This window comes from Brenneria roseae subsp. roseae (assembly GCF_003115845.1).
In the GTDB taxonomy this organism is placed as follows: domain Bacteria; phylum Pseudomonadota; class Gammaproteobacteria; order Enterobacterales; family Enterobacteriaceae; genus Brenneria; species Brenneria roseae.
In genome coordinates this window covers 164,541-190,874 of record NZ_KZ819030.1, presented here as the reverse complement: position 1 = coordinate 190,874, position 26,334 = coordinate 164,541, and the positions used below count along the sequence as shown (strand labels likewise).

Sequence of the window (26,334 nt, the reverse complement as noted above, 5' to 3'; positions counted from 1 at the left end):
CAAGAACCCCACGGAAAATGTGGGGTTCGTCAGCAATCTGAAGCATCCGTAAGGATGCTTTTAGTATTTTTCAGTGATAATCTGCATCAGCCTATTTTAAAACCTTCATAATACGAAATATTTTAATCCCTTGCTCATAACGGCAAGTATGTTATAAGCATCATAAATATCGAGAATTTTTATTATCGACTTCAATTGGCATATCTTCATATGGAAATTAATTTGCCAACAACACAGATTGATGAGTTTCCAAACGATATGTTTATCCCCCCCAGCCAATCATTTCTCGGCGTTGCAAACGTCAGCGTAGTGCACTTTTTGGTCTGTGGGTGGTAATAGCGAAAACGCCAGGTTTTTGTACCAGAAGGTTTAACGTATAACAGCAATCCACCACCATCATGCAGCGACAATTCCTTGTCTATTGCTTTGGCGGCTTTGACTTCCGTATTGGCGAGGGGCTTTGCCTGGATTGCCATGATCGTTACCTTTGGGACTATGTTTTAAGGGACTATAGCGGCATAGTCCTTAATGTAGTCCCAAACTTTCCGGCTGAAAACGGGGTATCCCGATAGATAACAAGCAACAAAAAATCCGCAAACTCAGTGAGAATGCGGGTTTCTGTGGGGTTTCCGGTAGTAAACGATACTAACCGGAGATGTATTTGGTCGGCACGAGAGGATTTGAACCTCCGACCCCCGACACCCCATGACGGTGCGCTACCAGGCTGCGCTACGTGCCGATGCTATGGGCGCTTATACTACCTTTTCTTCCCCTGATTGCAATAGCTACATCGAACGACTGCTTTAGATTTAGGCAGTTAGTTCGCAATAAAGCGTCTTTCGTTGGTCAGAACCTGCAAAAGCAGGGCAAGCTGAGGTTTTTCATCGTTCAGCCTGTTTCCATCCTGATCGTAAGCCCGATAGTTACCGTTACTCTCCAGCATGATGATTTTTTCTGGCGTGGTGATCATCAGCGATCCGCCATTACCGTTTGCCAGCCAGTTATTGCGTCGTTGGGCAGCGAACAGATCCTCGCCCTGAGAGTAATCATCGGTGGCGTTTTTAACGTGCAATAGGCGTTGCATCAGCGTGGTCATGACGTCTTTATGGTCCGTCATTTTGGTGATCGTCTGGGCCGGCGTGTTCGGCCAGTGAACGATCAGTGGTATTTGCCATTGTGAGCGACGGAAGATATTTTTCTTGTCATCGTCAGGATGATTACTTTGCGTCGTAGTAATGACAATAACCGTTTTTTCCAGTTTGTTCTGTTCCTGCAGTGTGCGGATAATTTTACCAATTTGCAGGTCAACATCCTGATTGTCTGCCTGGCTTCGCCGCGACCGCTCTGCGGTTGAAGTCTTGCCGGCATTGGCTGGTCCGGTGCTGTTCAGTTCAATATAAGCGAACCAGGGCGCAGCGTTATCATCACGGCTTAACCAATCCTGCCACTGCATGGTAATCGCGTTATCGCTCTGTTCTTGCGGGGCGGGTAGGGAGAAGTCGGACAGTAATGCCTGACGATAAAGGGCATTATTGAAACCGTTGGCCGAGAACAAACCAAACTGATAACCCTGTTGGCTTAAGGCGGTCATCAATGCTGAAGGTTTACGGGCAACTAACACCCCATCCATATAGGTTGTTGAAATACCATAAAAGAGATTAAACAACCCGGCATTGGGCTGTGTTCCCGAATCATAATGATCGCTAAAACGGATATTCTGTTCCGCGAAGCGCGACAGATTAGGCATGTCGTTAGGTATGCCGTTAATCTGTTCATTATTGATGATGACCATCAGCAAGTTATAGCCACTGCCGCTGTCGTGGTACGTAATATCATTTAGCGGATATTCTACGGTCATCGCTTCAGGATTGCCTTGTTGGGACAATCGGCGCTGATATTCCTGCGCATCCAGCAAGCCATGTTTCTCCAGAAAACGGCGGGCTGTCATAGGATAAGAGAGTGGCAGATTGGCGCGCTGCATGGTAATTGGGCGATAGAAATTGGCATCAGCCCAGATGTACATCAGGTGTGAGGCGAAGAACGCCGAAATAAACACGCCAGCCAGCGGTTTGCCAAAGCTGCGGCGGTTCAGGCTGCGCAGTTTTTGCCAGCACCAGGTGCCAAACAACATTTCCACCATGAAAATCAGTGGAATACCGATAAACATCAATTGCCAGTCGCGCGCCAGTTCGCTTTGGTCCGGGTTAACGACCAGTTCCCAGACAATGGCGTTAAGGTGCAGATGGAAACGAGTGAAAACCTCGATATCGACCAGAAGCAGCGTCAGTCCGGCGGTTGCCAGCGCGGCAGAAAGAAATCGCAGCAGGCGCTGCGACATAACAATAAACGTTAGCGGGAAAATAATCAGCAGGTAAGCGGCAAAGCCGATAAAGCTGAAGTGTCCCAGCCAGCTTACCAAAGCATAAATTCGGCCAAACAAGGAAGAAGGCCAATCGGCAACAAACAGATAGCGGCTACCCAGCCCCAGACTGAGCACAATATTAAACAAAGCGAACCAGTGTCCCCAACTGATCATCTGGGAAACTTTTTCACGGTAGCGCTGACGGTTGGTTACCATAATTTGGTCAACAATTAATGAGCTTTATCTGCTTTTTTAATCGAAGCCTGTAATGCTTCGGCGAAAGAACGGGCCAGAACCTGACGTTGAGCAGGTGCGACGCTGGTATTGATCAGGTTGGTCACCATATTACCCAGTACCATCAAAGCAAGATCGGTTGGAGCATGGTGCTTTTCCAGAATATTGACCATCTCAGAAAGCAGTTGTTCAACGTGTTCGTCACTATAGCGGGATGATTGTGGCATAAAATGGCGTATCTCAAGCTGTTAAAGTCGCATATCTTACCGTATCGACTCATCCTTTTCCGCACTTTTATCATTTATCATTTTAGGCTGCCTGTGCGTTTACAACAGGGAAGGCATGGCTTTTCAGTTGCGGCCATGCTGCTTCGGTGTTTGAATACGCACCTTGCCAAAAGGAGAGTTTATCATGAGTCTGGATATCGGCCAGATCGCTCTGCATCAGCTAATTAAACGTGACGAACAAACGCTGGAAATGGTGTTGCGTGATTCCTTACTGTCCACCAATGCGACAGTAGAGGAAATGATGGCTGAACTGCATCGCGTCTATAGTGCTAAAAGTAAAGCTTACGGTTTGTTTAATGAACAGAGTGAACTGGCGGATGCGCTCAGATCCTGCCGTAAAGGGGACGAGGACTTTCTGGGATTCACGCGGGCGGCGACCGGACGTTTGCGTGATGAACTGGCCAAATATCCGTTTGCTGAAGGCGGTATCGTGCTGTTTTGCCAGTACCGTTATCTGGCGGTGGAATATTTGCTGATTGCGGTGCTCAATAGCTGCAACAGCATGCGTGTCAACGAACAGTTGGATATCAGCAGTACGCACTATCTGGACATAAATCACGCGGACATTGTGGCGCGCATTGATTTGACTGAATGGGAAACCAACCCGGAATCAACACGTTATCTGACTTTTCTGAAAGGACGAGTGGGGCGGAAAGTTTCTGATTTCTTTATGGATTTTCTGGCCGCCTCTGAAGGGCTGGACACCAAAGCGCAAAACCGTGGTTTGTTAAAAGCGGTTGATGAGTATTGCGATGGTGCGCAGTTGGATAAAAATGAGCGTCAGAATTACCGTCAACAGGTATACAGCTACTGTAACGAACAGTTGCAGTCGGGTGAAGAAATCGAGCTGGCTGCGCTGTCTCAGGAATTGCCCCCGTTAGGTGATAAAACGTTCCAGCAATTCTCGACGGAACAAGGGTATGAACTGGAGGACAGTTTTCCTGCTGACCGCAGCACATTGCGTCAATTGACCAAGTTTGCGGGCAGTGGCGGGGGGATCAGCCTGAATTTTGATGCGTTATTGTTGGGTGAACGTATTTTCTGGGATCCGGCAACGGATACGCTCACGATAAAAGGGACGCCGCCGAATCTGCGCGATCAGCTACAGCGCCGTTTAACCGGTGGTAATCAGTAGGCGGATTTGAAGACGGGCAGGGTGGTGGGCAGGGATTGCCCACCATAAAAAATCGCCGGGAGCGATTTTCAACGTCGCTTGCGACGGCCCGTAGGGTGGTGGCAGGGATTGCCCACCATAAAAAATCGCCGGGAGCGATTTTCAACGTCGCTTGCGACGGCCCGTAGGGTGGTGGGCAGGGATTGCCCACCATAAAAAAACGCCGCAAGAGCGGCGTTTCCTTTCCGGCGTCCCGGATTGACTTCCGCGTGATTAAACGCGAATGAAGTCGATGTGAGTCAGTTTTGGCTTGAACACGTGACGCTGTACAGCCTGAACTTTGACCTGAATTTCTTTGCCGTCGATAGACAGGATAACCGTTTCACCGTAGAAGCCAGGTTTCAGTTCCTGATTTTTAACGATGTCATGATCCAATTCGATAGCAACCGGCGCTTCTGAACCACCATAAACGATGGCTGGGAATTTGCCAGCGATACGCAGGCGGCGGCTCGCACCCTTACCCTGCTCTTTACGTGCTTCTGCTTTGATAGTAATCATTTTTTTCTCTACTTAAGAAAGTAACCCTGCTACAGGCGACCCAGCAGCAAGTTGGATTGTTCAGCTTTTGCGGTACAAAAGCGGGCTGAATTTTAGCGGAATATAGCTTGCCGGGCAAACAAAACCGCGAGATATCTTTCAAGTCATGGGCGCGTTTTTTAACATCGCGTTAGCGGCGGCCCCTGGGAGCGGGCATGAATGCCCGTCATCAATCTGTTGGCTAACGTTAACCGCGCAGTTCATTGGCGCGTCGAAAACGTCCCTGATAGTCGAACATTTTTTCTCTCAGTTGCCAAAATTTCCCCTGTTTACGCGCGACGACAAAATCGGGAGCGCGTAATAAACTCTGCTGTGCCACGATGTCGTTCACCGTCTGCCAGACAAAAGGAACGCCGGGAGCACGCTGGTGAATCCGCAAAAAAACCAGCTGAAAAACGTGACGTTGCGCCGGCGTATGCAAACGAAACCGCTCACTGACATCTGCGCCGTCTTCATCATAATAGGTAATTTTCAGCCATTCTCCTTTGGCATCTTGTCCGGGCGTGAGCTGCATTCCGCTACAGCGCAACACCAGAGCATCTTTTAGTTTCAGCGCCGCTTTAAGCATATCGTCCGGATCGACCAACACCTCGTCGCACTGGTGGCAGCGACGAGCGGCAATATCGTTCTCCGCACCGCAGTGAGGGCAGACTTTAAAGCGGAAACGGTAGTCGCACTGCACGCGCCGGGTATCGTCTCCCTGCTCCCATCCCTGACAGCGACGGCCGTAGTGTTCAATCACGCTGCCATCCGGCATTGCTTTTCCCCAGAACAAATTGGCAAAACCGCATTGTGGGCAAAAGACCTGAACGGGCTGGCTGTCGGCATGGGGTTTGCTGTTGCCGACTTCGGGCGTGTAAAGGTCATGCGGGTTGCCGGCATAATCCAGTATCAGGCAGTCCGTTTTGCCGGGAAAGAGACGTAAACCGCGGCCAACAATCTGCTGGTATAAGCTTACCGATTCTGTTGGACGCAGGATGGCGATCAGATCGACATGAGGAGCATCAAAGCCAGTGGTCAGAACGGCGACATTCACCAGATACCGCAGTTGTTGCCGCTTAAATGCCTCGATCAGCGTATCGCGTTCCGCCGCTGGGGTTTCAGCGCTTACCAGCGCGGCCTGCCCTTCAGGCAAGAGCGAATAAATTTCGCGGGCATGTTCAACCGTGGCGGCAAAAATCATCACGCCTAAACGCGTTTGCGCATAGTCGATGATTTGGCTAATGATGTGTGGCGTAATGCGCTGCTGGCGTTTTAGTTCATGATTCAGATCGATTTCGCTGAATAAACCGTTGCTTCTGGTGGTCAGCTTACTGAAATCGTACTGCACCACCGGCATATCCAACCGATCTGGCGGTACCAGAAAACCATGCTTGATCATGTAGCGCAGCGGTAGTTCATAGATACAATCCCGGAACAAACAGTACGCATCGCCACGAATCATGCCGTGATAATGGTATTGATAAATCCAGCCTTTTCCCAGTCGATAGGGGGTGGCGGTCAGACCCAACAACCGCAGCTGCGGATTGGTTTGTTGCAGGTGCTGGATGATCTGCTGATATTGACTATCGTCATCGTCACTGATGCGATGACATTCATCGATAATCAACAATGAGAAGGATTGCTCAAACTGATCCAGATTGCGGGCGACCGACTGGACGCTGCCAAATACCACTTTCCCACGGCTCTGTCGCTGTTGCAGGCCCGCGGCGAAAATATCCGCTTCCAGTCCCCAGGCGCAGTATTTGGCATGGTTTTGCGCAACCAGTTCTTTAACGTGTGCTAACACCAGCACCCGGCCGCGTGCGAGTCTGGCCAGTTCGGCAATGACGAGACTTTTTCCCGCGCCGGTGGGTAGCACAATAACTGCCGGCTGGGTATGTCGACGAAAATACTCCAGCGTAGCGGCAACGGCCTCACGCTGGTAAGGCCGCAGAGTAAAAGACATAACCTAGTGCTGACAGATTTTACTGGCGCTGGTTGTAAAGCCGCTTTCGAGCGGAATAAATTTGCCGCGGTCAGCCAGAAACTGTACCAGCATGCCGGCAGTCATGTTCTCCGCGGAACATGTATGAAAACGGGCCTCGCGGCCAAAACGTTTTTCAATGCTGGCAATCAACTGCTCGGTGGTAAAAGACTCGCCGGAGGCGATCATCATTTGCAAAACTTCATGACCGTGGATCGATGACATGGAGGACCTCTCAAAATGAACCATTGTCCCTATTATGCCCGTTGATAATGCCGGCGGCGAGCAGAGGGATAACATAATTCTTTGGTAGCGATAGCGACAAACCGGAATAGACGCCGTTGAATTCTAGGATGTCGGACAAAGCCTCGTTATACTGTGATATTCCGGCAGCAAATGCTGTTGCCTTTCTTCATTTTCATGACGCTGGCAGCGTATATCTTTATCTGCATAAGTATCATGGCTCAAAACAGGCAGTTGATTTTTAATGCGATTGGACAAATTTTTATCTCAGCAACTGGCTATCAGTCGTTCACTGGTTGCGCGTGAACTGCGCGCTCAGCGCGTCACGGTGGATGGTGAAATCGTAAAAAGCGGAGCGTTCAAAGTGTTGCCGGAGCATCAGGTGGCATTTGATGGTAATCCGCTGGAACAACAGAATGGCCCCCGTTATTTTATGCTGAATAAGCCGCAGGGCTACGTGTGCTCGACGGACGATCCCGATCACCCGACCATTTTGTATTTCATGGATGTGCCCGTTGCACATAAACTGCATGCCGCAGGGCGTCTGGATATCGACACGACAGGACTGGTACTGCTGACGGATGACGGTCAGTGGTCGCACCGCATTACATCGCCTAAGCATCACTGTGAGAAAACCTATCTGGTGACGCTGGAACAGCCATTAAGCCCGGATACGGCCAGCCAGTTTGCCGCGGGCGTGCAACTGCATGGTGAGAAAAACCTGACCAGACCCGCCGAACTGGAGAAGATTACCGATTATCAGGTTCGTTTGACGATCGGCGAAGGGCGCTATCATCAGGTCAAAAGAATGTTTGCGGCCGTCGGGAATCGCGTCGTGCAGTTACACCGCGAGCGTATCGGCGGTATTTGCCTTGACGGCGCATTAGAACCTGGCGAATACCGGGCACTCAGCAGTCAGGAAGTCGACAGTATCGGACGATAATTATTGACCCTGACGTTTCGCGTTTTGTGACGGATGAGCGGTTATCGGCCACTGGCGGCGGAGAAGCGTGCCTCTCCGCCCGTTTTCTTCAATGTTTAGCCAATGCTTTTTATTCTATTCAGTTCATTATTTTCCTGACCGGAGCGACTTTCAGTGCAACAAAACCGACCTTCTTATTTTGGGTTGATTCTTATTCTCGGCTTGATCTCGATGCTCATGCCACTCGCTATCGACATGTATTTGCCTGCCTTGCCTATTATTGCAGCAGAATTTGGCGCACCGGACGGACACGTCCAGATGACGCTCAGCGCCTATGTGCTGGGATTCGCCATCGGTCAAATGTTTTATGGCCCGATGGCCGACAGTCTGGGGCGTAAGCCGGTTATTCTCATCGGCGTACTGGTTTTTGCCCTGACCGGTGCCGCTTGTGCATTATCTCAGACGGTGGAACAGCTGATTCAGATGCGTTTCCTGCACGGACTGTCGGCGGCGGCGCCGGCCGTGGTGATCAATGCCCTGATGCGCGATATGTTTTCCAAGGATGAGTTTTCCCGCATGATGTCGTTTGTGATGCTGGTGATGACCGTCGCCCCGCTTATTGCGCCTATTGCGGGTGGGGCGTTGCTTGTGTGGTTTAGCTGGCATTCGATTTTCTGGACCATGTCGGGGGCGGCTTTTTTGGCCGTGATACTGGTTTTTTTCTTTATCAAGGAGACGATGCCAGCGGAGAAACGGCAGAAATTTCGTCTGCGAACCACCATCGGCAATTTTGTCGCGCTTTTTCGTCATAAGCGCGTGTTCAGCTATATGATAGCCAGCGGCCTGTCATTCTGTGGCATGTTCTCATTTCTGACGGCGGGGCCGTTTGTTTATATCAATCTGCATGGTGTATCACCGCAACATTTTGGTTATTACTTCGCGCTGAACATTGTTTTTTTGTTCATCATGACGTTATTCAATAGCCGCAATGTTCGCCGTCTTGGCGCACTGACGATGTTCCGCATTGGTTTGCTGATTCAATTTACCACGGGCATCTTGCTGGTGGTGGTGTGTCTGTTTGATTTGGGATTCTGGCCATTAGTCCTCGGCGTTTCCGTTTTTGTCGGCTGTATCTCGATGGTTGGATCAAATGCCATGGCTGTCATTCTGGATGATTTCCCTCATATGGCGGGAACGGCCGCCTCGCTGGCAGGGACATTACGCTTTGGTCTGGGCGCCATTACCGGCGTCATACTGTCTTTTGCATCCTTCAACAGCGCCTGGCCCATGGTGATATCCATGGCTTTCTGCTCTATGGTCGCCTTTCTGCTCTATCGCTACGCCAGTCGCGCGAACTAATCCGGATGAATAAGACGGCAGGCGCAAGCCTGCTGTTTCAGTCCCGGTTCCAGATATCGTCTCTTTGGCAATATGCCTCTCATCACATCGTTCAATATCGGATCTGAAGCGGGGATTATTTCTGTTTGTTCTAAATATGTAAAATATATGAATCAAAAGTGAACAAAAGGGCTAAAAGGGATTGAGAAATTAACGAGAAAAGGTTACATATAATCAGAAAAGAAGAGTAATTCGTGATCGCTCTGACATTAATAGACCTTGCAATCGTTTAAATCAGTTCTTATTAATGCCGGTTAAAATTACTTATGTTGATTTTTTGTACATAAAAAAAGTGGCAAAAGCTATTGCGGTCACGCTACTATGATAAATATGTTATTATTTTGTAAATTTGAAGTAAAACTTAACCTGAGGAAAACAGTAGTGGATAGTCTCCAGCTTTCGGTAGTTCATCGTTTGCCGCAAAGTTATCGCTGGTTATCGGGTTTGGCAGGCGTCAAAGTTGAACCGATTCCGCTAAGCGGCAGAGAGGAAGACAATAATCTGATTGGTCTTAAATTATTAAGCCATGACGGGGAGGTGGCATGGGAAATCATGCACCAGTTGAATCAGTCTCTGGATGAGATTCAGGTTGAATGTGCGGTTCTGGAATGGGAAGGCGAGCCTTGCCTGTTTTTACACCGCAATGATGAAAGTACTGCCATGTGCCGTTTGAAAAATATCGGCGTGGCGATTGCTGAGTCTGTCTCCGCACAATATCCGTTTTGAACAGCAACGTCTGCCGCCTGACGTTGCTGCCCCTTCTTTATTGCCCGCGCCTCGATAATCCCTGAGACTGCATTAATTGTCGCAAAGCCGCCGCCGTATGGCGCAGAGGCATCAGGATGAAAGCTGCAAGAGTTCCCGCGTATAGTCTTTTTCCGGGTGGCTGAATACCTGCCTGCATTCGCCTTGCTCTACTACTTCGCCTTGTTTCAGCACAATGACCTGATGACAAAGCGCCCGCACCACCTGAAGATCGTGGCTGATGAATAGATACGCCAACTGATGCTTTTGCTGCAACGATTTCAGCAGCGCCAGAATTTGGGCCTGTACCGTTCTATCCAGTGACGACGTGGGTTCATCCAGAATCAGGAGTTCCGGTTGCAGAATCAGCGCGCGGGCGATAGCGATACGCTGACGCTGGCCGCCGGAAAATTCTGCGGGATAACGATGCCGCGTCTCAGGATCCAATCCGACTTCTTCCATGGCGGTAATGACGCGTTGTTCTCGCTCCTGGTTGCTCAGTTTCTGATGGACGGTCAACCCTTCCGAAATAATCTGCTCGGCGTTCAGACGCGGATTCAACGCCGAATTGGGATCCTGAAAGACGACCTGAATGCGTCGGCGGAAAGGGAGCATCTGCTTGCGGGTAAATTCATGCAGCGGTTGGCCGTCAAACCAGATAGCTCCCCTGGAACGGAGTAAGCGCAGCAGCGCCAACCCGGTGGTGCTTTTCCCGGAGCCGGATTCGCCTACCAATCCGATACTTTCGCCACGCCGCAGGGAGAAGTTGATATTATTAACCACCTGTTTTTCTGCGACGGTGCGGCGTAACAATCCCTTCTTGATCGGAAAAGAAATCCGTAATTGCTCGACCCGTAGAATGGGGGCAATGTTATCTGCGATGGGCAGTGGGTCGCCGGAGGGTTCAGCATCCAGCAACTGGCGGGTATAGGTGTGCTGTGGCGTAGAAAACAGATCCCGGCAGGTGTTGCGTTCTACGCATTGGCCCGATTTCATGACGGCGACGTTATCCGCGAGCTGCCGGACAATGTTCAGATTGTGGGTGATGAACAACAGACTCATCCCCAGTTCCTGCTTGAGCTCGTTAAGTAATTTCAGAATCTGCGCCTGTACGGTGACATCCAGCGCGGTTGTCGGCTCATCGGCAATCAGCAGATCAGGCTGTGTCAGCAGGGCCATGGCAATCATGACGCGCTGGCGTTCGCCGCCGGAAAGCTGGTGGGGAAAATCACTCAGGCGGCTGTTGGCTTGCCGAATTCCCACGCGATCCAGACAAGCGACCACTTCACTGCGGGCGGCTTCGTTACGCATACCCCGGTGTAGCGACAGCACTTCAGTTAACTGTTTTTCGATGCTTTGCAATGGATTGAGGGACACCATGGGTTCCTGAAAAATCATGGCAATGCGGTTTCCGCGGATTTGACGCAGCGTTTTTTCATCCGCATGCAGCAGAGATTGTCCGGCAAAGCGGATATCCCCCTGCTGATAGATAACCGGAGGGGAGGGTAATAGCCTGAGTACGGAGAGCGCAGTAACGCTTTTTCCCGAACCGGATTCCCCCACCAGCGCCAGTGTCTCACCCGCGTTGACCTCCAGCGAGATCTGGTCGACGACGCGCTGCTCCTGTTTCCCACTGCGAAACGCAATGCTGAGATTATCAATCTGTAATAAAGGTGAACTGGACATATTAATGCGCCTTGCTGGGGTCAAAGGCGTCGCGCACCGCTTCGCCGATAAAGATAAGTAAAGACAGCACGATGGATAGCACCATAAATACGGTAATGCCCAGCCAGGGCGCCTGAAGGTTATTTTTCCCTTCAAGCAGTAACGTACCTAATGAAGGCGAGCCCATCGGCAGGCCGAATCCCAGAAAATCCAGTGAAGTCAGCGTAGTGATAGAACCGCACAGAATAAAAGGCAGATAGGTCAAGGTGGCGACCATGGCGTTCGGCAGCATACAACGGTACATGATGACCCGATCGCTGACGCCCATGGCCTGTGCCGCGCGGATATAGTCAAAATTACGGGTACGGAGAAACTCCGCGCGCACCACGCCGACCAGGCTCATCCAGCCGAATAACACGGTTATCCCCAGCAACCACCAGAAGTCGGGTTGAATCACGCTGGAAAGCAGAATGATCAGAAACAGGGTCGGCATGCCGGACCAGACCTCAATAAAACGCTGTCCCCACAGATCCAACTGGCCGCCGTAATATCCCTGCGTCGCACCGGCGGTAATACCAATCAGACTGGAAAGAATCGTGAGCGCCAGACCGAACAGCAGTGAGATACGAAAGCCATATAGCACCTGCGCCACCACATCTTTTCCCTGACTGTCCGTTCCCAGCAGGTTCTGCCATGACGGCGGAGAAGGAAAGGATACGGTTGTGGCGTAGTTGATGGTGTCGTAGCTGTAGTGGATGAGCGGCCACACAGCCCAGCCATGACGTTCAATCCGCTGCACGATGTAAGGATCGCGGAAGTCGGCGGTAGTATCAAACTGGCCGCCAAAGGTTGTTTCGCTGTAATCAACAATAAAAGGGGTATAGAACTGCCCGTCGTACTTTACCAGCAGCGGTTTATCATTGGCGATCAGCTCTGAAAATAGGGTAATGATAAAGAGCACCAGAAAAATCCACAGCGCCCAGTATCCGCGACGGTTACTTTTAAAACGCGCCCAGCGCGCCTGATTAATGGGGCTTAATCGGCTCATTGGCGTCCCTCAAAATCAATACGCGGGTCAACCAGCGTATAGGTCATATCACTGACGATATTCAATAGCAGACCGATCAGCGTAAAAATATACAGCGTACCGAACATGACGGGGTAATCGCGTTGCAGCGTGGCGTCATAGCCCAATAATCCGAGACCGTTAAGCGAAAACATCACTTCGATCAACAGCGAACCGGTGAAAAACATGCTGATAAAGGTGGCCGGGAAGCCGGCAATCACCAGCAACATCGCATTGCGGAAGACATGGCGATAAAGAATACTTTTTTCATCCAGCCCCTTGGCGCGAGCCGTCACAACATATTGCTTGCGGATTTCATCCATGAACGAGTTCTTGGTCAGCATCGTCAGCGTGGCAAAACCACCAATGACCGACGCCAGTACCGGCAGGGCAATGTGCCAAAGATAGTCGGTAACCTTGCTGTACCAGGGCAGGGTATCAAAATTGCTGGACACCAGGCCGCGTAGCGGAAACCAGTCAAGATAGCTGCCGCCCGCAAATAGCACGATCAGCAAGATGGCGAACAGAAACGCCGGAATGGCATAACCAATGATGATCAGCGTACTGCTCCAGGTATCAAACGGCGTACCGTTTTTAACGGCTTTTTTGATGCCCAACGGAATAGAAACCAGATAGATGATTAATGTGCTCCACAAGCCCAGCGTAATCGAAACCGGCATGCTTTCCTTAATCAATTGCATCACTGACGAGCCACGGAACAAACTGTCGCCAAAATCAAAGCGCATATAATCCCACAACAGCTTGAAATAGCGTTCGTGAATCGGCTTGTCAAAGCCGTAGCGTTTGGTGATTTCTTCAATGACTTCCGGGTCGAGGCCGCGTGAGCCGCGGTAGGTGTTCTCAATATTGGGTGCGCCGCCGCCAGCCGAGCGCGCCAGCCCGGCATCCATCCCGGTGTTGGCCGTGTAGCCGCTTCCATGTCCCATCTCAATGGCGGCAATGGCCTGATCCACCGGCCCGCCGGGCGCAATTTGTACAATAAAAAAATTAATGGTGATAATCGCCCATAGTGTCGGGATCACCAGTAAAAGGCGGCGTAATAGGTAAATTCCCACAGTCTCTCCTTAACGTCGCTCTGCCGGCAGCGTGGCGGCCTGCTTAGCGTCAAACCACCATCCATCAAATCCGAGGGAATACGCCGGGGTAATGGCTGGCATGGCAAACTTGTTCCAATAGGCGAAACGGTCGTGATTGGAATACCACATGGGGATCATAAACTGATTCCAGGTCAGCACTCTGTCCAGCGCCCGTCCCAACGACAATAACGGCGCTTTTTGTCCCTGATGCCGGGTAATCTCGTCAATTAGCGAATCGATAGCCGGATCGCTCACGCCGGGCGTGTTGTAGGTGGAGTCAATATATTGCGAGCCCCAGCGAATTTGCAGGTCGTCATTGGGGTAGAGAAAAGCGCGGTATAGTATTGCCGTCATATCAAAGTCGCGCTTGCGCAGCCGGTTGCTAAACTGGGTGCTGTCGATATTCCGGATGTTCATCGTAATACCCAGCTTTTTCAGGTTTTGCTGGAAAGGTAAAACGTATTGGGAATTTGCCGCACTCGGCAGCAGCAGTTCAAAGGTAAACGGCCTTCCGGTCTGGCGGTTAATCAGTTTTTGATCTTTCAGTTCCCAGCCTGCATCTTTCAGTAGCGCCAGTGCTTTCAGCCAGTTTTCGCGATCGTAACCGCTACCATCGGACGAGGGCGGCTGATAGCGCGGACCAAACACTTCCGGCGGTACTTTATCTTTCAATGGCGTCAGCCAGGCCAATTCCTCTGCGCTTGGCTCACCCTGCGCAGCATATTCGGTATTTTGAAAATAGCTGTCGGTACGCTGATAGGCATTGTAATAGAGCGCTTTATTCATCCAGTTAAAATCAAAGGCCAGCGTCAGCGCCTGTCGGACCCGACGATCGCTGAATAACGGACGCTGAATATTGAAAGCCAGCCAGCGGGTATCCTGAGCGGATTGATTTTCCTGATCTTGCTTGATGATATAGCCTCGGGAAAAATTGCCCCCTTCATATTGCGCCGCCCAATGTTTCGGCGAACCTTCTATTCGCAGATCGAATGCGCCGGCTTTAAAGGCTTCCAGCGCAACGCTCTCATCCAGATAGTAGTCGTAGCGTATCCTATCGAAGTTGTACTGACCTTTGTTTACCGGCAGATCGGCTCCCCAGTAATCCTTCACGCGGGAGTAGGTAACATATTGCCCGATGCGGTAGGCGGTAATGCGATAGGGACCGCTGGCCGGAGGCGGATAAGATAACGGTTCACTAAAGTTGTGATTTTTCCAGAATTTCTCCGGCATGATTGGTAGCGTGAGCAGGCTGAACATGCGGTTCTTATCGGGTTCGGGGAAATCAAAACGCACGGTAAGCGGAGAAATGGCGGTGGCGGTGACGCCTTTAAAATAGAGACGAAACTGCGGTACGCCCTGCGTCATGAACATGTTGTAAGTGAAAGCCACATCGGCAGCGGTAATCGGCGAGCCGTCGTGGAAACGTGCACGTGGATTCATGTCGACTTCAATCCAGCGAAAATCGTGTGAATGGCGAGTTGTCTGCGCAACCAGCGGATAATAGCTGCCGGGCTCATCGTCGGATGTCACAAAAAGCGAATCATAGAGCCGCTCGGTTCGGACCGCCGCCACGCCGCGCAACGCGTAGCGGTTAAAGTTATCGAAAGTGCCGAGAGCGCTAAGCGTGATACTGCCGCCTTTCGGCGCATCAGGATTGACATAGTCAAAATGGTGGAAGTTCGCACTGTATTTAGGCTCGCCCAACAAGGCAAACGAAGTGCTCTGTTCGACAGTGTCGGCATACCCCCCCAGATGCACGGCGTAAAACAATACGGCAGTAAGGACGCGTTTCAACATCTTAACGGTAATCTCCTGCGATTTGATATCAATTGCCTAATGGCCTGCGAGCAGGCGTAACATTCAGTATACCCATCGTCTTTCAAGCTACGGTGAAGCGGTCCTTCCATAACCCGAAACCTATTGGATGACGTGGTTTCTTACAGCATAAAGTTCTTGAAATAATTAGCATTACCATCAACGAACCGGATTTTGCCTTTTTACCACGAAACAGGCAGAGAAACCTACCATAATTGTGGGCAGGCGATATGCCAATCACTTGATCGTAACGTATTGTTTATTTGGTATAAGCATTAAAAACGGCAGGCGGGTTTTTTTATTGTTGTATCGCTACAGCCCAAGGGCAAGGGGCATGAGGGCGCCATAAAGAAGATCGGACGTATTTTTAACGTGGTATGGCAGCGGAGAAAATCCTGCCATAAAAAAAGCGCCGCTTATTGCTAAGCAGCGCTTTTTTCGTCTCGTTTGGTATTTATTTTACAGTACATCAAGGGAGTGAAAATCGGTTAGCTGTTAGTTCCTTTACTCAGCACGCGCCGTGCTTCCTGATAACGTTTGTTCCAATAAGCTTCACCCATATTGGAAATCATGACGCCACTGCTGGTTGATGCGTGAACAAACTGATCGTTACCAAGATAAATACCGACATGGCGACCCGTGGAGCCGGCACGGAACAGAACCAGATCGCCGGGGCGTAACTTGGTGCGCTGGATCTTTTGGCCGATTACCTGCTGTTCATAAGTTGAACGCGGTAAATCCATACCAAACTGTTCACGGAACGTTCGTTGAACGAAAGCTGAACAATCAATGCCACGGCGGCTGTCACCACCTAAGCGGTAACGAACGCCTTTCCAACTGGCATACTGGTTGAGTAATTTGGATTTGATATCCACATTACGCACTAATGCTTCAAATTCATCCTGAGAGGCTTGCAGTAAAATACTATCTTTGTCATTAACTGCATGCATATCAGTTTGATTTTTCTGATTGAATGCATTGTTACTACCACATGCAGAAAGCGTCATCGCTATTGCAATAGCAGGCAGCGCCCGCCAGATATATCTCAGAATCGGTTGAGATTTGACCATTATTGTTATGTTCCCTTGCTGTCCTTAACGATACCTACCGTTATGTAATAAATGCCAAACTAAAACGAGAGTCAGACTAAAACAGAGTTTCTCTTTCGCCAAACACTCATCGGTGAAAGTGTGCAAGAATGCACATTATTTCTACCGTACCGCTAGTCCATTGAGTGGGAAAAAGCAAACTTTACTGAGACTACCGTAACAATAAACAGATTGCGAGAAGTTTTAAGCAATTTATTTATAAGATTTAATGATGTAATCAGCAAAAAAATGTCGATATAAAAAATTCTTAAATATCGATATTTTTTATTGAGAAGATGTGTCGGAGGAGACGATCGCTTTTCAATCCCACAGTGGGTAGCATTTGGTAGCATAATTAACCAATCTATTTTTGGCAGGGATGCGCCGCGTTGTGACGTTTTTGCGTAAACAATCGACAATCTGCGCTTATAGATAGCGAGGTTTCGGTGATTAATTTCACTCACCAGACTCTCATTCTGAATGAACAGAGCTGGTCGCCTGGTGAATGCCCGATCAGCCCTGATTCATGATGAATGAGAGTCGTCGGTACAATATCGCTTCGGAAGCGTGCGATTCAGGAGGTTGATCGCGGCATCACTGGCCGGGGTAAGCAACCACCAGCTTAATCCAACCAGCACGACGGATAATGAACCTACGGCAATATCAGTGAACCAGTGAGCGCCAATCATTAAGCGGGGTAGTGAAAAAATCACCACAATCGCCACGCTGATGGCAAACGCCGTGCGAGTAAAGTAGCGCAGCATGAATGCGGCAAAGATTATCAGCATCATGCCATGATCGCCTGGAAAACTGTCGCTTGATGCATCTTTGGTCGGGATACCCGTCAGTTCCGAGACCCGGTTGATATCCGTAAAGTAGCGCGTCGGACTGGGATGCTGAACAGGCAGCAAATGGCCTAGCTGATTCAGAACCACCGCTGTTAACAGCATAACGATACCGATGATCAACAGCCGCCGGCGTTCAGGCCGTGTCGCTTTCAGGTAAAACGACAAATACAGCGATCCCATGGCGATCAGGGCGCATCCATCGAATGCCCGGTTATTGGTAATGGCCACCAGATGCAGGAAGACCGGGCTTTTAACCAGTTGCTGGTTAAAATAGAAGAAAATACTGCTGTCCAGCCTAAACCAGAACCCATGATTCTGCGTCAGATACCAGGAAAAAAACAGGGCAACGCCTAACGCGTTAAGCAGTAAGATGCAAAAAAGATTACGCCGGGACATACCGATCAGCCACTCAATTATAGTGAAATGAGGCTTACAGTTTATCCGGGCATAGTTAAACGAGCCTTTAACAAAGCGGCTTGCAGCGTGTTCCATTCAGCCGGTGCTTCGTGAATGACTTCGATGCGGCTGTCGATCGGCGCCACGGATTTTGTCTCAATATGCAGATCATCGCCCTGGCGATTGACGATGAGCGTTCCCTCCCGGATTCGCATCACGCCTTTCACCCGATTGACCGGCGATAGTCGCACCCAATCCAGCAGGGCCGCGGTGTCAAAGGTGGTGTCCGGAGAGAAAATCCAGCCACAGGCGTGATAACCCTGACCCTGATTCAGCGAGCGACGCCAGGGTTCCCCGCCAGGCAGTCTCAGCGCGGCCAGTCCCTGGGTCGACTTGTGGGAATGGTGGTGTGCGCTGTCGGGGAGTTCGCGGAGGTTATGCCGCGACCGATCGAGCAGTTGCAGGTCTATCTGCCCCTGACGGGCGTTGACGACAGGACGACCGTCGGCGTTTGCCCGTTGCCATTGTCGCAGGGCGGCGACATCGGCATCCAGATAGGTTTCCTGCTTGTTGGCGATAATAATATCGGCCGCGGCCAACTGATCGCGAAAGTTTTCATTCCCGGTATAACGGGCGTCGCTCAGTTGACGCGCGTCCAGCAGGCACAGCGTCGCCTGCAATGTCAGCCAGGGTTGATAACTTTCTCCGGTGAGCAGGGCGAGAATTTGTTTGGGATGACCGAGGCCGGTGGGCTCAATCAACAGACGATGAGGTTTTTTCTGCTGCAACAGCATGTTCAGGCCGAGTTGCATGGGCAATCCATTCACGCAGCACATACAGCCACCGGGAATTTCCTTTACGAATGCGCCGCTGCCATTCAGCAAGGCACCATCAATACCGATTTCACCAAATTCATTGACCAGTACCGCCCAGATTTCATCTTCGGGCTTTTGTGATAACAGGTAGCGGATGGTGGTGGTTTTGCCGCTTCCCAGGAAGCCGGTGATGAGATTAACTTTAGTTAGCAACATGAACTCCCAAACGAAAGCGTAGCCGGAAAGTAAACCGTTACACTATATAGGAGATAAGCGCGAAGGTTAATTTATGTGGGCGATGGTTGATGATGTGAACGGGGAAGGAAGCAACACCGCCGGGAGATAGCGGTGTTGTCTGTTTGCTATTACTCTGCGCGTCCCATGTAACGACGCTCAGGAATATGAATACGGATTTTTTCACCTGCGCTCAGGTATTCTGGAACCTGAATGGTCAAGCCGGTGCTCATGGTTGCCGGTTTGTTGCGGGCACTGGCGGATGCGCCTTTAATGCCGGGGGCCGTGTCGATAATTTCCATATCCACCGTTTGCGGTAGTTCCAGCGCAATAATCTGGCCGTCCCAGGTCAGCACCTGAATTCCCGGCATACCGCCTTCAGGAATGAACAGCAGCTCTTCTTCGATCTGATCTTTCTTGAAGTTATAAGGCGTGTAGTCTTCATCATCCATAAAGACATATTCGTCGCCATCAATATAAGAGAAGGTGACCGAACGGCGGGTCAGGGTGATGGTGTCGAGAATATCATCGCCTTTAAAACGCTCTTCAACCTTCAGCCCTGTACGGACATCAGAAAAACGCATTTTGTACAAGGTGCTGGCACCGCGGGCGCTGGGACTCTGGATATCAACATCCTTTACCAATAACAGCTTGTCGTTATAGTTCACGACCATACCGCGCTTAATTTCGTTCGCTCTTGCCATAAAAAGTACCTGATTAGAAGGAGTGAGGTTTTTGTGGCGACAAGTTACTCGCGCCGCAGGATTCAGGCAAGCGGGAATTATCGTATACGTGGGGAATTAGGCATTGGTGTTTCCCTGGCGGGCTGTTATGGTGGCTCCACCTTCTCTGTTTTGGTCAGCCCACCGGAGTGTTTGCTGATGGACTGTCGACCCGATTGCGGCGCCTGCTGTATCGCACCGTCTATATCCAGCCCGTTGCCCGGAATGCCAAATGGCAAGCCCGCCAATACCCGATGTCTTCACCTGGCGCCCGATATGCGTTGCGAGCTGTTTCATTCCCCGCTCCGACCGGCGGTGTGCTCGGGGTTGCAGGCACGAGCCGACATGTGTTTCAGCAACCGGGAGGCGGCGCTGATTTATCTTATCAAACTGGAAGTGGATACGGCTCCTTGATATGGGGTCTCTGTTTTACTAGGCGTCCTTGATGCGCCACATGCAATATCCCGCTCCCAGAGTCATCACCAGTGCAATAAAAAATACGGCGTGATAATTCCAGATTTCCGCAACAAGACCAGCCAGCGAGCCAGAAATAATCCAACCCACGCGGGTGGTGTTGGTGAACAGCGTGGTGGCCGCTCCAGCCTGACCGGGCATTAAATCCTGAAAGTACAGCATGCCGATTCCTGCAAGGATACCGATGAAAATGGCATTCAGCAGCTGTAATGCCAGCAAGGCTATTTCACTGTCGAAAGACAGCAGACCAACATAAAACAGCAGTCCCATGGAAATAGCCAGCCGCATGAGAAAGCGTTTGCCATAGCGCCTGGCTACGTATCCCGCGATCAGCATGGTGGGAATTTCCAGCCCGGCCGCGGTTCCCATCATGATGCCCGCCAGCTTTTCAGGTAGCTGAAGCTCATGCACCAGATAGAGCGGCATGTTGATAATGTAGACGCTGTTACAGGTCCACATCAGCGTACAGGCGGTAAACAGCAGCAGCGTATCCCGGCGATTGCTGCGCGGGGATTCAAGCGTCGCGCTTGTTTTCACCATGACTTTCGGCATGGAAGGCAGAAACAGTTTGACCAGGGTGCCGCAAAGCACAAAAACGACGGCGGCCGTCAGGTACATGGAGGTAAAGCCGAATCCCAGCGCAAGCGCAAAAGCGATTGGTGGCCCGACAACCCACGATAGGGAAATCTGTGCCCGCAGAATGGAACTGAACATTGCCGCTTCACGTCCGGTTCGATCGGCATGTTCGCGTGCCAGAGCAAACAGTTGCGGGTTGGAAGTTGAGCCAAAGCTGCTGAGCAGCACGCCCACAAACAGCAGAATAAAGTAATTACGGTTCCAGGCGAATAGCACACAGGCCAGGGCGCCCAGCAAACAGCAGTGAAAAATCAGTGCCTTGCGATCGCCGCGGCGATCTGAATACGTCGCCAGTAACTGGCTGACGATAATGCCGATGACCGCGCTGCCGGTATAGAACATGCCAACCAGAAACGGCCGTACCTGTACTTCGTTCGACAGGAAAAGGCTGAGCGTAGGGAGCTGTAATGCACCGGCAGTTCCAGTGAGGAAGGCGATGACTAAAAACGCGGACGAAGTCAGATCAAGCTGACGTCGGGGTGTGTCAACGGGTGTATGCATAAGTTGATAGCGTTTGGAAAACAGGCAGAGGATAAAATTGGACGCGCCATATTACGCCGCTTTGTCAAAAAACAGAAAACCTGTTTGTTTATTTTTCTTCAGCACCGCTTCAGCCACAAACCATTTTTATTGCACAACAGCGGCGTATGGGGATTAAAATGTGCGTGATGTCAAAATTCTGTTATGCCGATTGTGCAGAATACTTGCATAAATGTCGTAATGGAAACAGACTCATTGAAACGTTTCAGCGATGTTTTTTTGAAACACCCCCCACAATAGACACATTTTTTTCTCATAAAAGCTGAAACGATTCAATTTCAGCAGGAGAGGAGAGCCATGTTCCAGTTGTCACAGCAAGATATTCATTTGGGCGCGACGGCCGGCAGCAAGCAGGAAGCCATACAGCTTGTTGCTTCTGCGCTGACCGACGCCGGATGTGTTAGCGCAGCATATGTCGATGGCATGCTACAGCGCGAGCAGCAGACGTCCACTTATTTGGGAAGCGGTATTGCGATTCCTCACGGTACAACCGATACCCGCGATCTGGTATTGAAAACCGGCGTACAGGTTTTCCAATTTCCTCAGGGCATTGCCTGGGGTGAAGACCAGACGGCTTACGTGGTTCTGGGGATTGCCGCGCGTTCCGATGAGCATCTGGCGTTGTTACGCCAGCTTACGCATGTGCTCAGCGACGATCGCGTTGCCGCCCGTCTGGCGAGCACCGACTCGGCGGAAGAATTGCGCAGCCTGCTGATGGGCGAGCAGCAACTGGCCGATTTCCGTTTCGATACTTCGCTGATCTCACTGGATGTGGCAACGGACAATCTGCTGACGCTACAGGCTCTGAACGCCGGACGTCTGCAACAGATTGGCGCTGTCGATGCCGGTTTCGTCAGCGCGGCTGTCAGCAACAAGCCGTTGAATCTAGGACAAGGCGTCTGGTTTAGCGCCAGCGCCGAGGGGAACCTCAGCAGCGCGGCCGCGGTTGCCCGTCCTGCCGCGCCGTTCAGCGTCGATGATGAATCCGTGGCATTGCTGGTAACGGTAGCCGCCGCGGATGATCAGGCGCTGGCGCCGATTGATTACCTGAGCAAACTGCTGATCGCCCGGAAAGCTGAACGCTTGCTGACGGCCGACGCAGCAACGCTGCTGGCGTTGCTGACCAGCGATGTCCCGGAAGAAAGTGAAGTGCTGACGGCAGAATTCACCATCCGCAACGAACATGGTCTGCATGCGCGTCCCGGCACAATGCTGGTTAATGTTATTAAGCAGTTCAGCAGCGAAATTACTGTCACGAACCTTGATGGCACGGGTAAGCCAGCGAATGGTCGCAGCCTGATGAAAGTTGTCGCGCTGGGGGTGAAAAAAGGTCACAGACTGCGCTTTACCGCGAGCGGCAGTGATGCCGAGCAGGCGCTGGCCGCGATTGGCGAAGCGATTACTTCTGGTTTAGGCGAGGGGGCAGCATGAGCAGGCGAGTTGCCACCATTACCCTGAATCCGGCTTACGATCTGGTTGGCTATTGCCCGGAAATTGAACGGGGCGAAGTGAATCTGGTTCAAACAGCAGGTCTGCATGCCGCAGGCAAAGGTATTAACGTTGCCAAGGTGCTGAAAGACCTCGGGATTGATGTCACGGTGGGTGGATTCCTGGGCAAAGACAATCAGGACGGTTTCCAGCAATTGTTCAGCGAGCTGGGCATTGCAAACCGCTTTCAGGTTGTGCCGGGACGCACGCGAATCAACGTGAAATTAACGGAAAAAGACGGTGATGTTACCGACTTCAATTTTTCTGGTTTTGAAGTCACACAGCAAGATTGGCAGCGTTTTGTCAATGATTCGCTGAGTTGGCTGGGGCAGTTCGATATGGTCGCGGTTAGCGGCAGTCTGCCGGCCGGCGTCGAGCCTGATGCATTTACCGACTGGATGTCCCGTCTGCGTAGCCATTGTCCATGCATTATTTTTGACAGCAGCCGTGAGGCGCTGGTGGCAGGTTTGAAAGCGGCCCCCTGGTTGGTGAAACCCAATCGTCGGGAGTTGGAAATCTGGGCGGGGCGTAAATTGCCTGCGCTGTCCGATGTGGTTGATGCTGCACACGCGCTGCGTGAGCAGGGTATCGCGCATGTGGTGATCTCACTGGGGGCGGAAGGCGCCTTGTGGGTAAATGCCTCTGGTGCGTGGTTGGCAAAACCGCCTGCTTGTGAAGTGGTAAGTACGGTAGGTGCGGGTGACTCCATGGTTGGGGGACTGATTTATGGCTTATTAATGCGTGAGTCCAGTGAACATACTTTGCGTCTGGCAACGGCGGTATCTGCACTGGCCGTGAGTCAAAGCAATGTTGGTATTACCGATCGTCCTCAGTTGGCCGCAATGATGGCTCGTGTCGATCTGAAACCCTTTAATTGACAGCAGGAGACAAACAATGAAAACGCTGCTGATTTTAGATAAATCACTGGGTCTGGCGAGAAGCCATCTGGTGAAGAACCTACTCGGCGCTGCCGCTGCGAAAGCAGGGCTGACATTTACAGAACAGGCTGGCGAGTCTGAATTGGTGATCATTCTGGGCGCGACTGCGGCGGCGGATAGCGCGTTGAATGGTAAACGAGTCTTTGTGGGCGATGTGGAGCTGGCCGCCAGCCAGCCGGAAGCATTTCTGACGAAAGCTCAGGCTGAAGCCACACTGTATCAGGCAACGGCGTCAGCACCCGTTCAGCAAAGTACGGCAGCCAAGCGTATTGTCGCGGTAACGGCCTGTCCGACGGGCGTGGCCCATACGTTTATGGCTGCGGAAGCGATTGAAACCGAGGCTAAAAAACGCGGCTGGTGGGTAAAAGTTGAAACTCGCGGCTCCGTAGGCGCCGGGAATGCGATTACGCCGGAAGAGGTTGAACAGGCCGATCTGGTTATTGTCGCCGCGGATATCGAAGTCGATCTGAGCAAGTTTGCCGGTAAGAAAATGTACCGTACCTCAACGGGACTGGCATTGAAAAAAACCGCTCAGGAACTGGACAAGGCGCAAGTTGAAGCCCAGGTTTATCAACCGGCCGGCGGTGCGTCGTCAGCAAGCAGCGAATCCGGTCAGAAAGGCGGAACGGGTCCCTATCGTCACCTGTTGACGGGCGTATCTTACATGTTGCCGATGGTGGTGGCGGGCGGTCTGTGTATCGCGCTGTCGTTTGTGTTCGGCATCGAGGCGTTTAAACAGGAAGGAACGTTGGCCGACGCACTGATGAAGATTGGTGGTGGTTCGGCGTTTGCTCTGATGGTGCCTGTACTGGCCGGCTACATCGCGTTCTCGATTGCCGATCGTCCGGGGTTAACGCCGGGTCTGGTCGGCGGGATGCTGGCTGTCAGTACGGGGGCGGGGTTCCTGGGCGGGATCATCGCAGGTTTCCTGGCGGGCTATGTGGCCAAATTCATCAGCAACAAGGTGAATTTGCCGCAGAGTATGGCAGCACTTAAACCCATTCTGATTATTCCACTGTTTGCCACGCTGATTACCGGTCTGGTCATGATTTATATCGTCGGTACGCCGGTGGCAAAAATCCTGACGGGGCTGACTGACTGGCTGCAATCCATGGGAACCGCGAACGCGGTGATTCTGGGGGCAATTCTGGGCGGCATGATGTGTACGGATATGGGCGGCCCGGTAAACAAAGTGGCCTATGTATTCGGCACCACGTTGCTCAGCAGTCAGATTTACGCACCGATGGCCGCGGTTATGGCGGCCGGTATGGTTCCGCCGTTGGCGATGGGGTTGGCAACGATTCTGGCGCGTAAGAAATTCAATGCGACAGAGCGTGAAGGTGGTAAAGCGGCGTTGGTTCTGGGGCTGTGCTTTATTTCCGAAGGGGCGATTCCTTACGCCGCCCGCGATCCGATGCGCGTATTGCCATGCTGTATCATTGGTGGAGCATTGACCGGCGCGCTGTCCATGGCGATTGGCGCGAAACTGATGGCGCCGCACGGTGGTCTGTTTGTTCTGATGATCCCAGGTGCGATTACGCCGGTTATCGGTTATTTGCTGGCAATCATTGCCGGAACGGCCGCGGCGGGTGTGCTGTATGCCCTGCTGAAACGTCCTGATGAGCAAATGGTGAAAGCCGCATAAAAAGGGCTGAGCCCTATTGTAAAGACAGCGCCAGTAGACATTATGCCTGCTGGCGCTTTTTTCTATTTCAGGTCATATAAAGGAAGCGTGTATTCAAGCCTGAGATTTCAGCCAGGCTATCTCTTCTGCCCAGATGTCTGGGTTAACGGTTTCCAGAATCATCGGGATACCATCAAAACGCGGGTCTTTCATGATATAGCTGAAGACTGTCCTGCCAATATTACCTTCCCCCAGACTATGATGGCGGTCAACGCGGCTATTGAATTCGCTTTTCGCATCATTCAGGTGCATTCCCCGCAGATAACGGAATCCGACAACGCGTTCGAATTCGGCAAACGTCGATGCGCAGGTTTCTTTGGTGCGTAAATCGTAACCGCCCGCGAAAGCATGGCAGGTATCGATACATACGCCAACGCGGCTTTTGTCTTTCACCCCCTCAATGATCGCGGCCAGATGTTCAAAGCGAAAGCCCAGATTACTTCCCTGTCCGGCCGTATTTTCGATAACGGCGGTGACGCCATCCGTCTGTGCCAGCGCGATGTTAATCGATTCTGCGATCCGCGCCAGACACCGGTCTTCATCTATCTGCTTCAGATGGCTACCCGGATGGAAATTAAGCAAACTCAGTCCGAGTTGCTGGCAGCGGGTCATTTCGTCAATAAAGGCGGCGCGCGATTTTTCCAACGCGGCTTCTTCGGGATGACCAAGATTAATCAGATAGCTGTCATGAGGCAGGATCTGTGCCGGGGTGTAGGCATAGCGTTCGCAAGCTGCTTTAAAACGCTCGATAGTTTCCTGATTGAGCGGTGCGGCCTCCCATTGACGCTGATTTTTGGTAAACAGCGCGAACGCTGTTGCGTTCAGTTCATGGGCACGGATGACGGCCTGATCGACGCCACCGGCAGCGCTGACATGGGCACCTACGTATTTCATGTTCTTCTCCTCTTGATGACAGAGGTATTATGGCATTGTCCGGTGGGTTAATGAGACGTTAACGAAT

The 26,334-nt window shown here is 51.4% G+C and carries 23 protein-coding genes, 1 tRNA gene and 1 pseudogene; 8 read left to right on the top strand and 17 right to left on the bottom strand.

Features of this window, described 5'->3' with window-relative positions; genetic code table 11:
* Positions 1 to 290: 290 nt before the first annotated feature.
* From DDT52_RS13880 to DDT52_RS13865, 4 genes and pseudogenes are all read right to left on the bottom strand, one after another.
* A pseudogene (locus DDT52_RS13880) lies at positions 291 to 476 on the bottom strand (integrase arm-type DNA-binding domain-containing protein); the annotation flags it as partial.
* Positions 477 to 662: 186 nt separating this feature from the next.
* Positions 663 to 739, bottom strand: a tRNA-Pro gene (locus DDT52_RS13875).
* 78 nt (positions 740 to 817) lie between these two features.
* The gene (gene yejM, locus DDT52_RS13870) at positions 818 to 2,578 is read right to left on the bottom strand and encodes an LPS biosynthesis-modulating metalloenzyme YejM (protein ID WP_136156865.1); all 1,761 of its coding nucleotides are present in this window, start codon (positions 2,576 to 2,578) and stop codon (positions 818 to 820) included.
* A gap of 14 nt (positions 2,579 to 2,592) precedes the next feature.
* Positions 2,593 to 2,823, bottom strand: coding sequence for a YejL family protein (locus tag DDT52_RS13865; protein ID WP_136156864.1), 231 nt, complete (start codon positions 2,821 to 2,823; stop codon positions 2,593 to 2,595).
* A gap of 184 nt (positions 2,824 to 3,007) precedes the next feature.
* Here DDT52_RS13865 and yejK point away from each other — a divergent pair, with 184 nt between their 5' ends.
* Positions 3,008 to 4,018, top strand: a complete 1,011-nt coding sequence (yejK, locus tag DDT52_RS13860; RefSeq protein WP_136156863.1) for a nucleoid-associated protein YejK — start codon at positions 3,008 to 3,010, stop codon at positions 4,016 to 4,018.
* A gap of 252 nt (positions 4,019 to 4,270) precedes the next feature.
* Here the strand turns inward: yejK and rplY are convergent, their stop codons facing one another.
* The 3 genes from rplY to DDT52_RS13845 all read right to left on the bottom strand — a co-directional run bounded on the left by rplY (position 4,271) and on the right by DDT52_RS13845 (position 6,785).
* On the bottom strand, positions 4,271 to 4,555 hold the full coding sequence (rplY, locus tag DDT52_RS13855; RefSeq protein ID WP_109055456.1) for a 50S ribosomal protein L25: 285 nt from the start codon (positions 4,553 to 4,555) through the stop codon (positions 4,271 to 4,273).
* Positions 4,556 to 4,781: 226 nt separating this feature from the next.
* Positions 4,782 to 6,542, bottom strand: coding sequence for a DNA repair helicase RadD (gene radD, locus DDT52_RS13850; protein WP_136156862.1), 1,761 nt, complete (start codon positions 6,540 to 6,542; stop codon positions 4,782 to 4,784).
* A gap of 3 nt (positions 6,543 to 6,545) precedes the next feature.
* A complete protein-coding gene (locus DDT52_RS13845) occupies positions 6,546 to 6,785 on the bottom strand; it encodes a YecH family metal-binding protein (protein ID WP_109055458.1) in 240 nt (79 codons plus the stop codon).
* Positions 6,786 to 7,047: 262 nt separating this feature from the next.
* On the opposite strand from DDT52_RS13845, the gene rsuA reads away from it, so the two are divergent.
* The 3 genes from rsuA (at position 7,048) to DDT52_RS13830 (ending at position 9,849) form a co-directional block, all read left to right on the top strand.
* Positions 7,048 to 7,746 (top strand): 16S rRNA pseudouridine(516) synthase RsuA, encoded by a 699-nt coding sequence (gene rsuA / locus DDT52_RS13840; RefSeq protein WP_136156861.1) that lies wholly within the window; start codon positions 7,048 to 7,050, stop codon positions 7,744 to 7,746.
* 153 nt (positions 7,747 to 7,899) lie between these two features.
* On the top strand, positions 7,900 to 9,084 hold the full coding sequence (locus DDT52_RS13835) for a Bcr/CflA family multidrug efflux MFS transporter (protein WP_136156860.1): 1,185 nt from the start codon (positions 7,900 to 7,902) through the stop codon (positions 9,082 to 9,084).
* A gap of 420 nt (positions 9,085 to 9,504) precedes the next feature.
* Positions 9,505 to 9,849 (top strand): YejG family protein, encoded by a 345-nt coding sequence (locus DDT52_RS13830; protein ID WP_109055461.1) that lies wholly within the window; start codon positions 9,505 to 9,507, stop codon positions 9,847 to 9,849.
* Positions 9,850 to 9,960: 111 nt separating this feature from the next.
* Here DDT52_RS13830 and yejF read toward each other — a convergent pair whose 3' ends face one another.
* The 8 genes from yejF to yeiP form a co-directional block, all read right to left on the bottom strand.
* Positions 9,961 to 11,553: a microcin C ABC transporter ATP-binding protein YejF gene (gene yejF, locus DDT52_RS13825; RefSeq protein ID WP_136156859.1), complete on the bottom strand. Its 1,593-nt coding sequence runs from the start codon at positions 11,551 to 11,553 to the stop codon at positions 9,961 to 9,963.
* 1 nt (position 11,554) lies between these two features.
* Positions 11,555 to 12,580 (bottom strand): ABC transporter permease, encoded by a 1,026-nt coding sequence (locus DDT52_RS13820; RefSeq protein WP_136156858.1) that lies wholly within the window; start codon positions 12,578 to 12,580, stop codon positions 11,555 to 11,557.
* A complete protein-coding gene (locus DDT52_RS13815; RefSeq protein ID WP_136156857.1) occupies positions 12,577 to 13,674 on the bottom strand; it encodes a microcin C ABC transporter permease YejB in 1,098 nt (365 codons plus the stop codon). The genes DDT52_RS13820 and DDT52_RS13815 overlap by 4 nt, the downstream gene beginning before the upstream one ends.
* A 9-nt stretch (positions 13,675 to 13,683) precedes the next feature.
* On the bottom strand, positions 13,684 to 15,492 hold the full coding sequence (locus DDT52_RS13810) for an extracellular solute-binding protein (RefSeq protein WP_136156856.1): 1,809 nt from the start codon (positions 15,490 to 15,492) through the stop codon (positions 13,684 to 13,686).
* Between the two features lie 506 nt (positions 15,493 to 15,998).
* Complete coding sequence (gene mepS, locus DDT52_RS13805; protein ID WP_136156855.1) at positions 15,999 to 16,580, bottom strand: bifunctional murein DD-endopeptidase/murein LD-carboxypeptidase; 582 nt, start codon at positions 16,578 to 16,580, stop codon at positions 15,999 to 16,001.
* 542 nt (positions 16,581 to 17,122) lie between these two features.
* Complete coding sequence (locus DDT52_RS13800) at positions 17,123 to 17,842, bottom strand: phosphatase PAP2 family protein (RefSeq protein ID WP_136156854.1); 720 nt, start codon at positions 17,840 to 17,842, stop codon at positions 17,123 to 17,125.
* 41 nt (positions 17,843 to 17,883) lie between these two features.
* Entirely contained in the window at positions 17,884 to 18,870 is a 987-nt protein-coding gene (locus tag DDT52_RS13795; RefSeq protein ID WP_136156876.1) for a CobW family GTP-binding protein, read from the bottom strand.
* A 152-nt stretch (positions 18,871 to 19,022) separates the two neighbouring features.
* The gene (gene yeiP / locus DDT52_RS13790) at positions 19,023 to 19,595 is read right to left on the bottom strand and encodes an elongation factor P-like protein YeiP (protein ID WP_136156853.1); all 573 of its coding nucleotides are present in this window, start codon (positions 19,593 to 19,595) and stop codon (positions 19,023 to 19,025) included.
* A 177-nt stretch (positions 19,596 to 19,772) separates the two neighbouring features.
* On the opposite strand from yeiP, the gene DDT52_RS13785 reads away from it, so the two are divergent.
* Positions 19,773 to 20,027 carry a YkgJ family cysteine cluster protein gene (locus DDT52_RS13785; protein ID WP_136156875.1) on the top strand — a complete coding sequence of 85 codons (255 nt, stop codon included), beginning with the start codon at positions 19,773 to 19,775 and terminating at the stop codon, positions 20,025 to 20,027.
* 18 nt (positions 20,028 to 20,045) lie between these two features.
* On the opposite strand, the gene DDT52_RS13780 is transcribed toward DDT52_RS13785, so the two are convergent.
* Positions 20,046 to 21,224 carry a sugar efflux transporter gene (locus DDT52_RS13780; RefSeq protein ID WP_136156852.1) on the bottom strand — a complete coding sequence of 393 codons (1,179 nt, stop codon included), beginning with the start codon at positions 21,222 to 21,224 and terminating at the stop codon, positions 20,046 to 20,048.
* A 336-nt stretch (positions 21,225 to 21,560) separates the two neighbouring features.
* Here DDT52_RS13780 and fruB point away from each other — a divergent pair, with 336 nt between their 5' ends.
* The 3 genes from fruB to fruA are packed head-to-tail and all read left to right on the top strand — an operon-like array spanning position 21,561 to position 25,334.
* On the top strand, positions 21,561 to 22,694 hold the full coding sequence (gene fruB / locus DDT52_RS13775) for a fused PTS fructose transporter subunit IIA/HPr protein (RefSeq protein WP_136156851.1): 1,134 nt from the start codon (positions 21,561 to 21,563) through the stop codon (positions 22,692 to 22,694).
* Positions 22,691 to 23,629 (top strand): 1-phosphofructokinase, encoded by a 939-nt coding sequence (gene fruK / locus DDT52_RS13770; protein ID WP_109055471.1) that lies wholly within the window; start codon positions 22,691 to 22,693, stop codon positions 23,627 to 23,629. Before fruB ends, fruK begins: the two co-directional genes overlap by 4 nt.
* A 16-nt stretch (positions 23,630 to 23,645) precedes the next feature.
* A complete protein-coding gene (gene fruA / locus DDT52_RS13765; protein ID WP_136156850.1) occupies positions 23,646 to 25,334 on the top strand; it encodes a PTS fructose transporter subunit IIBC in 1,689 nt (562 codons plus the stop codon).
* A 93-nt stretch (positions 25,335 to 25,427) separates the two neighbouring features.
* Here the strand turns inward: fruA and nfo are convergent, their stop codons facing one another.
* Positions 25,428 to 26,267 (bottom strand): deoxyribonuclease IV, encoded by an 840-nt coding sequence (nfo, locus tag DDT52_RS13760; RefSeq protein WP_136156849.1) that lies wholly within the window; start codon positions 26,265 to 26,267, stop codon positions 25,428 to 25,430.
* Positions 26,268 to 26,334 lie beyond the last annotated feature (67 nt).

Excerpts from the sequence above, each read along its gene's own strand:
- yejM (WP_136156865.1), bottom strand. The coding sequence starts at position 2,578 with ATGGTAACCAACCGTCAGCGCTACCGTGAAAAAGTTTCCCAGATGATC.
- DDT52_RS13865 (WP_136156864.1), bottom strand. The coding sequence starts at position 2,823 with ATGCCACAATCATCCCGCTATAGTGACGAACACGTTGAACAACTGCTT.
- yejK (WP_136156863.1), top strand. The coding sequence starts at position 3,008 with ATGAGTCTGGATATCGGCCAGATCGCTCTGCATCAGCTAATTAAACGT.
- rplY (WP_109055456.1), bottom strand. The coding sequence starts at position 4,555 with ATGATTACTATCAAAGCAGAAGCACGTAAAGAGCAGGGTAAGGGTGCG.
- radD (WP_136156862.1), bottom strand. The coding sequence starts at position 6,542 with ATGTCTTTTACTCTGCGGCCTTACCAGCGTGAGGCCGTTGCCGCTACG.
- DDT52_RS13845 (WP_109055458.1), bottom strand. The coding sequence starts at position 6,785 with ATGTCATCGATCCACGGTCATGAAGTTTTGCAAATGATGATCGCCTCC.
- rsuA (WP_136156861.1), top strand. The coding sequence starts at position 7,048 with ATGCGATTGGACAAATTTTTATCTCAGCAACTGGCTATCAGTCGTTCA.
- yejF (WP_136156859.1), bottom strand. The coding sequence starts at position 11,553 with ATGTCCAGTTCACCTTTATTACAGATTGATAATCTCAGCATTGCGTTT.
- DDT52_RS13820 (WP_136156858.1), bottom strand. The coding sequence starts at position 12,580 with ATGAGCCGATTAAGCCCCATTAATCAGGCGCGCTGGGCGCGTTTTAAA.
- DDT52_RS13810 (WP_136156856.1), bottom strand. The coding sequence starts at position 15,492 with ATGTTGAAACGCGTCCTTACTGCCGTATTGTTTTACGCCGTGCATCTG.
- mepS (WP_136156855.1), bottom strand. The coding sequence starts at position 16,580 with ATGGTCAAATCTCAACCGATTCTGAGATATATCTGGCGGGCGCTGCCT.
- DDT52_RS13800 (WP_136156854.1), bottom strand. The coding sequence starts at position 17,842 with ATGTCCCGGCGTAATCTTTTTTGCATCTTACTGCTTAACGCGTTAGGC.
- yeiP (WP_136156853.1), bottom strand. The coding sequence starts at position 19,595 with ATGGCAAGAGCGAACGAAATTAAGCGCGGTATGGTCGTGAACTATAAC.
- DDT52_RS13785 (WP_136156875.1), top strand. The coding sequence starts at position 19,773 with ATGGACTGTCGACCCGATTGCGGCGCCTGCTGTATCGCACCGTCTATA.
- DDT52_RS13780 (WP_136156852.1), bottom strand. The coding sequence starts at position 21,224 with ATGCATACACCCGTTGACACACCCCGACGTCAGCTTGATCTGACTTCG.
- fruB (WP_136156851.1), top strand. The coding sequence starts at position 21,561 with ATGTTCCAGTTGTCACAGCAAGATATTCATTTGGGCGCGACGGCCGGC.
- fruK (WP_109055471.1), top strand. The coding sequence starts at position 22,691 with ATGAGCAGGCGAGTTGCCACCATTACCCTGAATCCGGCTTACGATCTG.
- fruA (WP_136156850.1), top strand. The coding sequence starts at position 23,646 with ATGAAAACGCTGCTGATTTTAGATAAATCACTGGGTCTGGCGAGAAGC.
- nfo (WP_136156849.1), bottom strand. The coding sequence starts at position 26,267 with ATGAAATACGTAGGTGCCCATGTCAGCGCTGCCGGTGGCGTCGATCAG.